8 protein-coding genes are annotated in these 12,638 nt (G+C 66.6%); 4 read left to right on the top strand and 4 right to left on the bottom strand.

Going from position 1 to position 12,638, the window contains the following annotated elements; all coding sequences use genetic code 11:
* The first annotated feature begins 4 nt into the window (after window positions 1-4).
* From kdpC to D3F03_RS10285, 3 genes are read left to right on the top strand one after another with little or no spacing between them, the layout of a single operon-like run.
* Window positions 5-583: a potassium-transporting ATPase subunit KdpC gene (kdpC, locus tag D3F03_RS10295; protein ID WP_119109260.1), complete on the top strand. Its 579-nt coding sequence runs from the start codon at window positions 5-7 to the stop codon at window positions 581-583.
* A 47-nt stretch (window positions 584-630) separates the two neighbouring features.
* Entirely contained in the window at window positions 631-3,345 is a 2,715-nt protein-coding gene (locus D3F03_RS10290; RefSeq protein WP_119109259.1) for a DUF4118 domain-containing protein, read from the top strand.
* On the top strand, window positions 3,342-4,046 hold the full coding sequence (locus D3F03_RS10285; RefSeq protein WP_119109258.1) for a response regulator: 705 nt from the start codon (window positions 3,342-3,344) through the stop codon (window positions 4,044-4,046). Before D3F03_RS10290 ends, D3F03_RS10285 begins: the two co-directional genes overlap by 4 nt.
* Before the next feature lie 144 nt (window positions 4,047-4,190).
* Here the strand turns inward: D3F03_RS10285 and D3F03_RS10280 are convergent, their stop codons facing one another.
* The 4 genes from D3F03_RS10280 to D3F03_RS10265 form a co-directional block, all read right to left on the bottom strand.
* Complete coding sequence (locus D3F03_RS10280; RefSeq protein WP_245960567.1) at window positions 4,191-5,333, bottom strand: ATP-binding protein; 1,143 nt, start codon at window positions 5,331-5,333, stop codon at window positions 4,191-4,193.
* Between the two features lie 127 nt (window positions 5,334-5,460).
* Complete coding sequence (locus D3F03_RS10275; protein WP_119109256.1) at window positions 5,461-7,614, bottom strand: 3-hydroxyacyl-CoA dehydrogenase NAD-binding domain-containing protein; 2,154 nt, start codon at window positions 7,612-7,614, stop codon at window positions 5,461-5,463.
* A gap of 139 nt (window positions 7,615-7,753) precedes the next feature.
* Window positions 7,754-8,959 carry an acetyl-CoA C-acetyltransferase gene (locus tag D3F03_RS10270; RefSeq protein ID WP_119109255.1) on the bottom strand — a complete coding sequence of 402 codons (1,206 nt, stop codon included), beginning with the start codon at window positions 8,957-8,959 and terminating at the stop codon, window positions 7,754-7,756.
* A 232-nt stretch (window positions 8,960-9,191) separates the two neighbouring features.
* Complete coding sequence (locus D3F03_RS10265; protein WP_119109254.1) at window positions 9,192-10,358, bottom strand: acyl-CoA dehydrogenase family protein; 1,167 nt, start codon at window positions 10,356-10,358, stop codon at window positions 9,192-9,194.
* A gap of 273 nt (window positions 10,359-10,631) precedes the next feature.
* On the opposite strand from D3F03_RS10265, the gene D3F03_RS10260 reads away from it, so the two are divergent.
* Complete coding sequence (locus D3F03_RS10260; RefSeq protein WP_119109253.1) at window positions 10,632-12,638, top strand: erythromycin esterase family protein; 2,007 nt, start codon at window positions 10,632-10,634, stop codon at window positions 12,636-12,638.

Below are 12,638 nucleotides of genomic sequence, written 5' to 3'. Positions count from 1 at the left end.
CCCTATGAAAACCCTGTTTCGCCCCGCGCTGTCGCTGTTCATTCTGCTGACCCTCATCACCGGCCTGGCCTATCCGCTGGCCGTCACGGGGCTGGCGCAACTGCTGTTTCCATCGCAGGCCAATGGCAGCCTGGTGAAGGTGAATGGCGTGGTGGTCGGCTCCGCGCTGATTGGCCAGCCGTTCTCGCAGCCCGGCCATTTTTGGAGCCGCCCTTCGGCCACGGCACCCGATGCGTACAACGCCGCAGCGTCGTCCGGCTCCAACCTCGGGCCCAGCAACCCGGCGCTGACCGAGGCCGTGGCAGCGCGCATTGCTGCGCTGCGCGCGGCCGACCCAGGCAACAATGCCCCGGTGCCGGTGGATCTGGTGACCGCGTCGGCCAGCGGGCTTGATCCGCACATCAGCGCCGCCGCTGCGGACTACCAGGTGTCCCGCGTCGCCCGAGCGCGAGGCCTGCCGGCCGCGCAGGTGCGGGCGCTGGTGGCGCAGCACACCCAAGGCACGTTGCTGGGGTTCCTGGGCGAGCCGCGCGTGAACGTGCTGCAGCTCAACCTGGCGCTCGACGCGCTGCCCCATTCCTGACGAGCCGGGGCTGCCTTGCCTCTGTGCCTGCTCTACAGTAACCGCCCATGAGCGTACCCCGCCCTGATCCCGACACACTGCTCGCGCAGATGCAGCGCGATGAGGTGCGGGCACGGCGCGGCCGGCTCAAGATCTTCTTTGGAGCCAACGCAGGCGTGGGCAAGACCTACGCCATGTTGGCCGCCGCCCGCGATGCGCAGGTGCGGGGCACGCCCCTGATTGTCGGCGTGGTTGAAACGCATGGCCGAGGTGAGACCGAAGCCATGGCAGCCGGCCTGCCGCGCCTGCCCCCAATCGCCCTGCCGTACCGGGGTCGCACCCTGCTGGAATTTGACCTGGCCGCTGCGCTGGCTTTCGGCGCCGCGCATGGTGGTGACGAGCGCGCGCTGGTGCTGCTTGACGAGCTGGCCCACAGCAACGCCGCCGGCGCGCGCCATCCCAAGCGCTGGCAGGACGCAGAGGAATTGCTGGCCGCCGGTATCGATGTCTGGACCACCATGAACGTCCAGCACCTTGAGAGCCTCAACGACGTGGTGAGCGGTATCACCGGCATCCGCGTCTGGGAAACCGTGCCCGACCGCGTTTTCGACGAAGCCGACGAGGTGGTGGTGGTCGACTTGCCGCCCGACGAGCTGCTGGGGCGCCTCAAGGCCGGCAAGGTCTATGTGCCGCAGCAAGCCGAGCGCGCCGCCGCCAATTTCTTTCGCAAAGGCAACTTGCTGGCCTTGCGCGAGCTGGCGCTGCGCCGCACAGCCGACCGGGTCGACGGCGAAGTGCGTGCCTACCGCCGCTCGGTCTCGGTGCAGCCGGTGTGGGCCAACCGCGAGGCGCTGCTCGCCTGCATAGGCCCCGGCAGCACGGGCGAGAAAGTGGTGCGTACCTGTGCACGCATGGCCGCGCAGCTCGATGTGCCCTGGCACGCGGTGCATGTGGAAACCAACGCCATGGGCGACGCTCAGGCGCTGGGCGTGCTCAAACTGGCGGGAGAGCTGGGTGCCAATACGGCCACACTGTCGGCGCCCGAGCCGGCACAAGCGCTGGTGCGCTACGCGCGTGAACACAACCTGGTGCGGCTGGTGCTGGGGCGGCGTGCGCACCCGCGCCGGCTCTGGCGGCGCGCCCTGGCAGACCAACTGGTGCGCTGTGCTGATGACCTCGACGTGCTGCAGGTGGCGCTGCCCGCCATGCCTGGCACGGGGGCGCCTGAACGTCCACCCGTGCTGCAGGGCGCAGACCCGGACGCGGACGAGGCCAGGTCATGGCGCGGCTACGCCGCCGCCGCCGCGGCCTGTGCCGCGCTGGTCTTGGTGGCGGCCCCTCTGGCAGGCGTGCTCGAACTGAGCAACATCGTCATGCTGTTTCTGCTGCTGGTGGTGGGCGTCGGGCTGCGCTTCGGCCGTGGTCCCGCGGTGCTGGCCGCGTTTCTGGGCGTGGTGCTGTTCGACTGGTTTTTCGTCTCGCCCCGCTTTTCGCTGGCGGTCAGCGACGTGCAGTACCTGGTGACCTTTGCCGTCATGCTGGTGGTGGCGCTGGTGGTGGGCCAGCTCACTGCAGGGCTCAAGGTGCAGGCGGCGGCGGCCATGCAGCGCGAGCGGCGCGTGCGCAGCCTGTACGACATGTCGCGCGACCTGTCGGCCGCGCTGCTGCCCGAGCAGGTGGGCGAGATTGCCGCACGCTTCCTGCGCGCCGAGTTCCGCGCCCGCTCCAGCCTGCTGCTGGCCGACGACGCCAACCACCTGGAAGCGCTTGCAGGGGGCGAGGCGCCGGTGGACCTGGGCGTCGCCCAGTGGTCGTTCGACCGTGCCGAGCCCGCTGGCCGTGGCACCGGCACGTTGCCGGCCAGCCCCTGCCTCGTCGTGCCGCTCAAGGCGCCGATGCGGGTGCGCGGCGTGTTGGTGCTGGAGCTGCCCGGCAGCGCGCAGCTTGGGCCCGAGCCGATGCGCCTGCTCGGTACCTGCGCCTCGCTGCTGGCGATTTCGCTCGAACGCATCCACTACATCGAAGTGGCGCGTATGAGTACCGTGCAGATCGAATCCGAGCGCCTGCGCAACTCGCTGCTGTCGGCCATCTCGCACGACCTGCGCACGCCGCTGGCCTCGCTGGTGGGGCTCTCCGATGCCCTCGGCCTGACCGGGCCGCCCTTGAGCGCCGCCCAGCGCGAGGTGGCCGATGCCATCCGCGATTCGGCGCTGCGCATGAGTGCCCAGGTCAACAACCTGCTCGACATGGCCCGGCTGGAGGCGGGCGCCGCGCCCCTGCACCGCGACTGGCAGCCCCTCGAAGAAGTGGTGGGCAGCGCGCTGGCGGCGAGTAGCGAGGCGCTGGCCGGCCGAGCGCTGCACGTGAACCTGCCGGATGACCTGCCGCTGCTGTACCTCGACGCCGTGCTGTTCGAGCGCGTGCTCGTCAACCTCTTGGAGAATGCTGCCAAGTACACGCCCAGCGGCAGCGCCATCACCCTGGGCGCCAAGGCCACAGCGCGTGAGGTGTTGCTATGGGTGGACGATGAAGGCCCCGGCCTGCCTGAAGGCGCACAAGAACGCATCTTCGAGAAGTTCGAGCGCGGCAACCGCGAGAGCTCGCTGCCGGGCGTGGGCCTGGGCCTGGCGATCTGCCGCGCCATCGTGCAGGCGCACGGCGGCCAGATCCAGGGCAGCAACCGGCGCGCGCATGGCACCATTGCGGGCGCCCGCTTCACCATTGCCCTGCCGCGCGGCGAGCCTCCGCAGGACGACGGCACCGGGCAGGGCGCAACACCATGAGCACACCTGAGCATCCCGCAGGCCACAGCATTCTGGTCGTCGAGGACGAAGCCGCCATTCGCCGCTTTGTGCGCCTGGCGCTGGGCGCCGAGGGGCACACCGTGCACGAGGCCGACAGCGTGGCCCGCGGCCTGATCGAGGCCGGCACACGGCGCCCCGACCTGGTCGTGCTTGACCTGGGGCTGCCCGACGGCGATGGCATCGAGGTGATCCACGGCCTGCGCCGCTGGTCCACCGTGCCGGTGATCGTGCTCTCGGCGCGCAGCCAGGAGGCTGACAAGATTGCCGCGCTGGACGCTGGCGCCGACGACTACCTGGTCAAGCCCTTCGGCGCCGGCGAGCTGATGGCCCGTGTGCGTGCGCAACTGCGGCGCCACTACCAGCAGACGCCCGGTGGCGAGCCGCTGATTGCCTTTGGCGATGTCCGCATCGACCTCGCCCGGCGCACCGCCGAGCGCGCTGGTCAGCCGCTGCACCTCACGCCCATCGAATACAAACTGCTCACCCACCTGGCGTCGCAGCCCGACCGCGTCATCACCCACCAGCAACTGCTGAAAACAGTATGGGGCCCCGGCCATGCCGACGACACGCACTACGTGCGCGTACACATGGCCAACCTGCGCAAAAAAGTGGAGGACAACCCGTCGATGCCCCGGCACCTGCGTACTGAGGCGGGGATCGGGTATCGGTTTGTGCCGTGAGCCGGTCACGGGATAGGAAATTTTGACTGTTTTAGGCTCTAGCGCTTGATGGGTAAGCGCCATTAGCTACATAGTTAATAGCATTTTGATTCTCCAGACTATGCTGCCTTCGGCGAGCGTCGCGCAGGAGACCTGCCCCCAGGCTCAACCCAGTCCAGCCAGCAATGGTGCAATGGCACTCACCGGCACTACCTCGACCCCCTCCTTGAGTGGATAACGCCGCTCCACCGGCGCCACCACCACCGTGCGCGTGGGCTGAAGGTCTTCGCGCGCATGCCAGAAGCCCTTGGTCACCGTCGGTGCAGACGAGAATTTCACCTCAATAGCCAGGCGGCGCTGCCCGGCCTGCACGACGATGTCCATCTCGGCGCCGGCCGCCGTGCGGTAGAAGCCCAGTTGCGCGCCCTCGGGCAGATGCGCCGCGACCTGCTCCAGCACAAACCCTTCCCACGAAGCACCAACGATGGGGTGGCCCTGCAGGTCCGACAGGCTGGCGATGTTCAGCAGCGCGTGCAGCAGGCCGCTGTCGCGGATGTAGGTCTTGGGCGATTTCACCAGGCGCTTGCCCACGTTGGGCAAATGCGGCTCCAGCCGGCGCACCAGCATGGTGTCCACCAGCAGGTCCAGGTAGCGGGCGGCGGTGGTGTGCGACGCGCCGCCCAACGACTGCCCCAACTGCGAGGCATTGAATAGTTGCCCTTGCAGATGCGCCAGCATGCGCCAGAAGCGGTGCAGCGCATCCGCCGCCACGGTCACGCCCATCTGCGGCAGGTCGCGCTGCAAAAAGGTCTGAATGAAATCCTGCCGCCAAGCGTAGGCCAGCCTGTCGCTGGGTGCCAGGTGCGCCAGCGGAAAACCGCCTCGGTGCCACAGTTTTTGCAGGTCGCTCAAGTCGTTGGTGGCCGCCACCTCGCTGGCCAGCAGGGGCGTCAGCTCCATATAGCCCACGCGCCCCGCCAGCGACTCGGAGCGCTGGCGCAGCAGCGCGCCGCTGGCGGACCCTAGCAGCAGAAAGCGCCCCGGCCGCCGGTCGGCGTCAATCTCGGGCCGCAGGTGGGTGAACAGGTCGGGCAGCATCTGCACTTCGTCCATCACCACCAGGCGATCCCGGTGCTGCGCCAGGAAGAGTTCGGGCTCCGCCAACTGCGCCCGGTCAGCGGGCCGTTCCAGGTCGAGGAACAGCGCGCCGGGGTGCTGCGCGGCGATCGCCCTGGCCAGGGTCGTCTTGCCCACCTGGCGCGGGCCCAGCAGGACGATGCCGGGGTAGAACGCGAGGCGTTCGGTCAACAGGGCATGCAATTGGCGGGTAAACATCCTTGCATTTTGATTGCCTGACAGTCAAAATGCAAGGAAAAAAGAGGACTTCGTTGGGAGTTTTACCTCATGCGCCCGCCGCTGTTGCCGGACAGCCGCTTCAATACGTCGGCTGAAACTTCTTGAGGGCCTCGCGTGCCCGCGCATCCAAGGCGAATCCCGCCCCGTACTTCGCCGCGAGTTCGTCGGCCCGGCGCAAGAATGCCTCGACGCCAGTCCCGTAAATGAACTGCATCGCTCCCCCCGTCCATGCCGGGAAGCCGATGCCAAAAATCGACCCGATGTTGGCGTCATGCGCGCTGGTCAGCACGCCTTCGGCCAGGCAGCGCGCCGTTTCGATGGCCTGGCGGTAGAGCAGGCGGTCCTGGATCTCCTGCACGTTCCAGGCGACGCTTGGTTTTTCGAACAGGCCGCGCAGTTCTGGCCACAGGTGCTTTTTCTCCCCCGCAGGGTAGTCGTAGAAGCCGCCCCCGCCGGCGCGGCCGGGGCGCTTGAGTTCCTTCACCATGCGCTCGACCAGCAACTCGCCGGGCGTCGCTTCGTAAGTCTTACCTTCCGCCGCGAAATCAGCGCGCGTCTGGTCCAGTACATGCACGCTCAGCGTCAGCGCGGTTTCGTCCAGCACCGCCAGTGGGCCCACGGGCATACCGGCCTGCATGGCGGCGTTTTCAATGAGGGCGGCAGGAAGGCCTTCGCCCAACATGGCAGCGCCTTCCATGACGTAGGTGCCGAAGGTGCGGCTGGTGTAGAAGCCGCGCGAGTCGTTGACCACGATGGGCAGCTTGCCCAACTGCTGCACGTAGTCGAAGGCGCGGGCCACGGTCTCATCGTCCGTGTGCTTGCCACGGATGATTTCGACCAGCTTCATCTTGTCCACGGGGCTGAAGAAGTGGATGCCGATGAATTTGGCCGGGTTGCTGCTGGCCTGCGCCAGGCCCGAGATGGGCAGGGTGGAGGTGTTGCTGGCAAAGAAGCCGCCGGGCGCGAGCTGCGGCTCGGCCTCGCGCGTCACCTGGGCCTTGAGTTCGCGGTTCTCGAACACGGCTTCGATGATGAGTTCGCAGCCAGCGAGGTCTGCTGCGTCGGCCGTGGGGGTGATGCGCGCCAGCAGCGCCTGCGCCTTGGCGGCATCCATGCGGCCCTTGGCGACGCGTTTTTCCGCCAGGCTGGCGCTGTACGCTTTGCCGGCGTCGGCCTTCTCCTGGCTCACGTCCTTGAGCACCGTGGCGATGCCCTTGCTGGCCTGCGCCCAGGCGATGCCTGCGCCCATCATGCCGGCGCCGAGCACGCCCACTTTGGCGAGCTTGGTGCGCGGCGCGTTGCCGGGGCGGGAGCGCCCGCTTTTCACGGCGTTCATGTCGAAGAAGAAGGTGCTGACCATGTTGCGCGCCACCTGGCCGCTCATGATTTTGGCCAGCGCCCGGCTCTCGATGCGCAGGGCGGTGTCGTAGTCCACCATCGCGCCTTCCACCATGCAGGCCAGCGCCGCCTCGGGCGCGGGGTAGCGTCCGCGCGTGGTTTTCTTGAGCATGGCGGGCGCCACGACCAAGGCGTTGGCGATTTGGGGATTGGCAGGCGTGCCGCCAGGGATCTTGTAGTTTTTGTCGTCCCAGGGCTGCTGCGCCTTGGGGTTGGCGGCAATCCAGGCCAGGGCCGCCGGCAGCAGCTCTTGCGGTGTCGCCACGGTGGCGTGCACCAGGCCCAGTTTCACGGCTTCTTGCGGGTTGAAAAGCTTGCCCTCCAGCAAATACGGCTGCGCCCCCATCAGGCCGAGCAGGCGCGTCATTTTGGTGATGCCGGTCGCGCCGGGGATCAGGCCCAGGGTCACTTCGGGCAGGCCAAACTGGATTTTTGGGTTGTCGAGCGCAATCCGGTGGTGGGCAATCAGCGCCACTTCCCAGCCGCCGCCGAGCGCCGCGCCGTTGAGGCACGCCACTACCGGGATGCCCAGGGTTTCGAGCGTGCGGAACTGCTGCTTCATGCGCTCGATGGCGGCAAACCCGGCCTGGGCGTCGTCCGCCGTGGCGCGCATGGTGGCCTTCAGGTCGGCGCCGGCGAAGAAGCTGGTCTTGGCCGACGCCAGCACGATGCCCGAGAGCTGCGTGCGGTCCTGCTGCACCTGCGCCACCAGTTCGATGAGGTCGTCCTGCCACTGGCGGCACATGGTGTTGACGGGCGAGCCCGCTTCGTCAAACGTGACCAGGGCAACTTTGCCGGAAGCGGTGTCCAGAAGTTCGTAGCGAATGGTTTGCATGGTGGTGTCTCTATCTGATGAATGACTGCGCTTGGAGAAGCGAACCGTTGCCCTAAGCCAGTGGCAACGCGGATCTGGCTTCGCCAGTCCGCTGGAGCCGTCCCCCTCAGGGGGAAGCCGCAAAGCGGCACAGGGGGAGCTAGATCCTTTCTACGATGGTGGCAATCCCCATGCCCCCGCCGACGCACAGCGTGATAAGCCCGTAGCGCAACTGGCGCCGGTGCAGTTCATCGACCAGCGTGCCCAGCAGCATGGCGCCGGTGGCGCCCAGCGGGTGGCCCATGGCAATGGCGCCGCCGTTGACGTTGACCTTCTCGTGCGGCACGTCCAGCTCGCGCATGAAGCGCATGGGCACGGCGGCAAAGGCTTCGTTCACTTCGAACAAGTCGATCTGGTCAACCGTCATGCCGGCGCGTGCCAGCGCCTTTTTCGTTGCCGGCACGGGGCCGGTGAGCATGATGGTCGGGTCGGCGCCCGAGAGGGCGGTGGCGACGATGCGCGCGCGCGGCGTGAGGTTCTGCGACTTGGCTGCTGCTTCGTTGCCGATGAGCACGGCCGCCGCGCCATCGACGATGCCCGATGCGTTGCCCGCGTGGTGCACGTGGTGGATGCGTTCCACCTGCGGGTAGCGTTGCAGCGCCACGGCGTCAAACCCCATGGCGCCGAGTTGCGCAAACGAGGGCTTGAGGCCGGCGAGCGCCTCCATCGTGGTCTGGGGTTTGATGAATTCGTCTTCTTCCAGAATCACCAGGCCCAGGGCATCGCGCACCGGCACCACCGATGGCTTGAAGTAGCCGGCCGCGCGTGCAGCGGTGGCGCGGCGTTGGGATTCGAGCGCGAACGCGTCCACGTCTTCGCGTGTGAAGCCGTCGAGCGTGGCAATCAGGTCGGCGCCAATGCCTTGTGGCACAAACAGCGTGGCCGAGTTGGTCTCGGGGTCCTGAGCCCAGGCGCCGCCGTCGGCGCCAATCGGCACGCGGCTCATGCTCTCGACGCCGCCAGCCACCACCAGGTCTTCCCAGCCGGAACGCACCTTCTGCGCCGCCAGGTTCACGGCCTCCAGGCCCGAGGCGCAGAAGCGGTTGATCTGCACGCCCGCCGTGGTAAACGCCCAACCCGCCTTGATGGCCGCGACCTTGGGCAGCACCGAGCCCTGCTCACCAATGGGCGAGACGATGCCCATGACGATGTCATCCACCGCCGCCGTGTCAAAACCCTGGCGCGCCTGCAGCTCGGTGAGCAGGCCGGTGAGCAAAGTGATGGGCTTGACTTCGTGCAGGCTGCCGTCTTTTTTGCCTTTGCCGCGCGGGGTGCGCAGGGCTTCGAATACATAGGCTTCGGTCATGGGGCGGGGTCTCCGGGTTGCATTCAGAAAATCAGTATAAATTATTTAACTGAGCGCACGCTTTGTTTAATTCAAGAAAGCACGGTGCCAGAGGTATGGGAGGTTTGTGGTGCCTTCAGGGGCAGCAAACAGCCAATTAATTGGAATCTGACCCCAATTACCAATTATTTGGTGAAAATGGCCTCTAGCGCTTATGCAGTAAGCGCTGGCAGCTATTAATAGTGAAGCAACATCACTGGCCCCCCAGTCCCATCCCGCGTGCAATCACTTCTTTCATGATTTCGTTGGTGCCGCCGTAGATGCGCTGGACGCGTGCGTCGGCGTAGGCGCGAGTGATGGGGTATTCCCACATGTAGCCGTAGCCGCCATGCAGTTGCACGCATTCGTCCATCACCTTGCACTGCAGGTCGCTGGTCCAGTACTTGGCCATGCTGGCGGTCTGGGTGTCGAGCTGGTTGGCCAGTATCAGCTCGCAGCATTTGTCGACAAATACGCGCGCTACCTGCACTTCGGTTTGCAGTTCGGCGAGCTTGAAGCGTGTGTTCTGGAAGGCTGCCACGCTCTGGCCGAAGGCCTTGCGCTGGTTCACGTAATCCACCGTCCAGCCGATGGCGGCTTCTGCGGATGCGACGGCGCCGATGGCAATCTGCAAACGCTCCCAGGGGAGCTGCTCCATCAGGCAGATGAAGCCCCGGCCTTCCATGGCGGCGCCGCCCAGCAGGTTTTCCGCCGGCACCCGCACGTCGTTGAAGAAAAGCTCCGAGGTGTCCTGCGCCTTCATGCCCAGTTTCTTCAGGCGCTGGCCCTTCTCGAAGCCCGGTATTCCGGCTTCGATCAGCAGCAGGCTGGTCCCCTTGGCGCCCGCCGCTGGATCGGTCTTGGCAACGACGATGATGAGGTCCGCGTGCCAGCCGTTGGTGATGAAGGTTTTGCTGCCGTTCAGCGCATAGTGCGCCCCGTCCGCGCTCTTGATGGCGGTGCTGCGGATGCCTTGCAGGTCGCTGCCGGCGGCCGGCTCGCTCATGGCAATCGCCCCCACCATGGCGCCACTGGCAAGCTGGGGCAGGTACTTCTGTTTCTGCTCCTCGGTGCCGTAGTGCAGGATGTACGGGGCGACGATTTCGCTGTGCAGGCCAAAGCCGACGCCGCTCGCGCCCGCGCGGGCAATGGCCTCCATCTGCAGCACCGAATAGAGCTTGTCCGCGCCCGCGCCGCCGTATTCCTCGGGCAGCGTCATGCACAGAAAGCCGTTCTCGCCGGCCTTGGTCCAGACCGCGCGGTCCACGTAGCCCTGGTCTTCCCAATCGGCATGGTGCGGCGCGATTTCCTTGGTGATGAAGCGCTCGAAGCTCTCGCCGAAGCTCCGATGGTCTGTGCTGAAAAGACTGCGTTCGATCATGGGGGACTCCTGAAATCGGATTTGAGAATACCCTGAGCGGCGCCATCCGCGCGTGCCGCAGCGTCTCGGCCTTGGCCTCTCTGCTGCGGCCGCCCCGTTCCAGGCAGTTGCATACGTAGCCAAGGCAGCAGCCCTCCAGCTCCCGCAATGCCGCAGCGTGCTTTTTGGGAGTCCCGGTTGCGCCGACTCAATGCCTGGTGAATGCGTCTCGCAGACCATAGGCCATTGCGTTGCCATCGCTGGGATGGCCGTTGCGTTCCAGGAGGCAGCCCTATGAATCATTCGGAATTTTCTCGGCGCCGGGCTGTCATGGTGGAGCGGTATGTGGTGGGCCGCAATGTGCGTGCTGAGCGCGTGCTCGACGCCATGCGCGAGGTGCCGCGCGAGGAGTTCGTGCCCAAGGCATTGCTGGAATTCGGGTTTGACGATGTCGCGCTGCCCATCCCGGATGGTCGGTTGCTGCCGCGTCCGAGCGAGGTGGGCGTGATGCTGGCCGCACTGGACCTCCAGGCGCGGGACAGGGTGCTGGAGATCGGCACTGGCGTGGGGTATGTGACGGCGCTGTTGTCGCGTTTGTGCGCGAGCGTCTACAGCGTCGAGCCCCAGGGGCCGGCCGCCTTGGCGGCCACGGCCACGCTCGCGCGCCTGGACTGCCACAACGTCGAGATACGCCACGACAGCGGGGCCCAGGGATGGCCGGAGGAGGCGCCGTTCGATGCCATCGTGGTGCACGCCAGTGCCCGCCACGTTCCGCGCGTGCTGAGAGAGCAGCTGGTGCCGGGCGGGAGACTTGTCATGGCGTTGGGGGACGATCCCGAGGTCGCGGAGCTGGTGCGTGTGACGCGCTTGCCGGACAACCAGTTTCGTGTCGAGGACATGGCCGACATCGGGCCGGCTCCGGTGCTGGGGGAAGCGCCGCACGTGCACCCGCATGCGGGTGCCATGTGGCGCAGGCCGGCAGGTGGCAAGGAGGCGGCTGTTGCGGACGCCGCGCTGGCGCGCCTTGTGGCCGAAGCGGCCCAAGCGTTCGACTCGGTCGAGTCCGCCGATCTGGAGCCGCTGCTGCAGCGCGTTGGCGAGGCGCGTGTCGTGCTGCTGGGTGAAGCCACCCATGGCACCTCCGAGTTCTATCGCATGCGCGAGCGCATCACGCGCGAGCTGATCGCCCGCAAGGGTTTTTCCTTTGTCGCCATTGAAGGCGACTGGCCCGATGCGGCGCGGATCGATCGGTCCGTGCGCGCGGGTGCGGCGCCCGGCCAGGCCTGGTCCGGGGTTGCCCGATTTCCCGCCTGGATGTGGCGCAACGAGGAAGTGCGGGGCTTTGTCGATTGGCTGCGCGAACACAATGCGCAGGCGAAGCAACCCGCTGCGTTCCACGGGCTGGACCTCTACAGCCTGTACAGCTCCATCGACGCGGTGCTGGCCTATCTGGACCGGGTCGATCCCCCGACGGCGCAGGTGGCGCGGCAGCGCTACGGGTGTCTTACCCCCTGGGAGTCCGATCCCGCCAGCTATGGCCTGGCGGCATTGACCAGGCGCTACAGGAGCTGCGAGCCGGACGTCGTGAAAATGCTCGTCGACCTGCAGCAAAAGAGCCCGCTCTACATCGGCCAGGATGGCGAGCGCCTGCTGGACGCGCTGCAAAACGCGCGGGTCGTCAGTCAGGCGGAGCGCTACTACTGCACCATGTACTACGGTTCGCGCGTGGCCTGGAATCTGCGCGATACCCACATGTTCACGACCTTGCGGCACCTGCTGTCGTTCCATGGCGCGCAGAGCAAGGCCGTGGTGTGGGCACACAACTCGCATGTTGGCGATTCGGCCGCCACCGAAATGTCGCTGCGCGAGGAATTCAATCTCGGGCATCTCTGTCGCCAGGAATTCGGGAAATCGGCCTGCCTGGTGGGCTTCGGAACCTACGCAGGCACCGTGGCCGCCGCCACCGACTGGGATGGCCCTATGGAAGTGAAGGCCGTTCGACCCGCCCTGCCGGGAAGTTACGAGTCCCTGTTTCACGCAAGCGGTATCGCGTGCTTCTTGCTGCCGTTGCGTGAACCCTCCCTGTCCAAAGCCCTGCTCGGTGGCTTGGCAGCGCCTCGGCTGGAACGCGCGATCGGCGTCCTCTATCGTCCCGAGACGGAGCGCCAGAGCCATTATTTCGATGCGGTGCTCCCGAGCCAGTTCGACGAGTACATCTGGTTCGACGAAACCCATGCAGTGACGCCGTTGCCGATGAAAGTGGGCGAGGGCTTGGCCGACACCTATCCTTTTGGGGTGTGA

It is taken from the genome of Simplicispira hankyongi (assembly GCF_003570885.1).
In the GTDB taxonomy this organism is placed as follows: domain Bacteria; phylum Pseudomonadota; class Gammaproteobacteria; order Burkholderiales; family Burkholderiaceae_C; genus Simplicispira; species Simplicispira hankyongi.
Note: the sequence above shows the minus strand (reverse complement) of the source record. Positions and strands in the feature narration are given on the sequence as shown.

Bases quoted from the DNA above. Each gene is read 5' to 3' on its own strand.
- D3F03_RS10275 (WP_119109256.1), bottom strand. From the start codon at position 7,614: ATGCAAACCATTCGCTACGAACTTCTGGACACCGCTTCCGGCAAAGTT.
- D3F03_RS10265 (WP_119109254.1), bottom strand. From the start codon at position 10,358: ATGATCGAACGCAGTCTTTTCAGCACAGACCATCGGAGCTTCGGCGAG.
- D3F03_RS10285 (WP_119109258.1), top strand. From the start codon at position 3,342: ATGAGCACACCTGAGCATCCCGCAGGCCACAGCATTCTGGTCGTCGAG.
- D3F03_RS10290 (WP_119109259.1), top strand. From the start codon at position 631: ATGAGCGTACCCCGCCCTGATCCCGACACACTGCTCGCGCAGATGCAG.
- D3F03_RS10270 (WP_119109255.1), bottom strand. From the start codon at position 8,959: ATGACCGAAGCCTATGTATTCGAAGCCCTGCGCACCCCGCGCGGCAAA.
- kdpC (WP_119109260.1), top strand. From the start codon at position 5: ATGAAAACCCTGTTTCGCCCCGCGCTGTCGCTGTTCATTCTGCTGACC.
- D3F03_RS10260 (WP_119109253.1), top strand. From the start codon at position 10,632: ATGAATCATTCGGAATTTTCTCGGCGCCGGGCTGTCATGGTGGAGCGG.